Below are 687 nucleotides of genomic sequence, written 5' to 3' on the forward strand. Positions count from 1 at the left end.
ACCCAGCTGACCATGCGTACCTTCCACATTGGTGGTGCGGCATCGCGTGCGGCAGTCGCCTCGTCGGTGGAAGCGAAGTCGAACGGTACCATCCGTTTCACCGCAACCATGCGTTACGTTACCAACGGCAAGGGTTCGCAGATCGTCATCAGCCGTTCCGGCGAAGTGCTGATCACCGACGACCATGGCCGTGAGCGTGAGCGTCATAAAGTGCCGTACGGCGCGACGCTGATCGTCAAGGATGGCAACGTGATCAAGGCCGGTACGGCCCTTGCAACGTGGGATCCGCTGACTCGTCCGATCATCACCGAGTACGCTGGTACCGTGCGCTTCGAGAACGTCGAAGAAGGCGTTACCGTAGCGCGCCAGGTCGATGATGTGACCGGTCTGTCGACCCTGGTGGCGATCGATGCAAAACGTCGCGGTTCGCTGACCAAGACGCTGCGTCCGCAGGTCAAACTGCTGAACGACGTCAACGAAGAAGTCAAGATCGCCGGCACCGAGCACTCGGTGGCGATTGGCTTCCAGGTTGGCGCGCTGATCATGGTGAAAGATGGTCAGTCGGTATCGGTCGGCGAAGTGCTGGCACGTATCCCGACCGAATCGCAGAAAACGCGCGACATTACCGGTGGTCTGCCAAGGGTTGCCGAGCTGTTCGAAGCGCGTTCGCCGAAGGAGCGCACCACT

The 687-nt window shown here is 60.4% G+C and carries 1 pseudogene; it reads left to right on the forward strand.

The annotated features are described in order from the left end of the window. Positions 1-687, forward strand: a pseudogene (locus tag ACP7BV_RS27575) (DNA-directed RNA polymerase subunit beta'); the annotation flags it as partial.

It is taken from the genome of Massilia sp. TSP1-1-2, assembly GCF_049896185.1.
Taxonomy (GTDB): Bacteria; Pseudomonadota; Gammaproteobacteria; order Burkholderiales; family Burkholderiaceae_D; genus Telluria_A.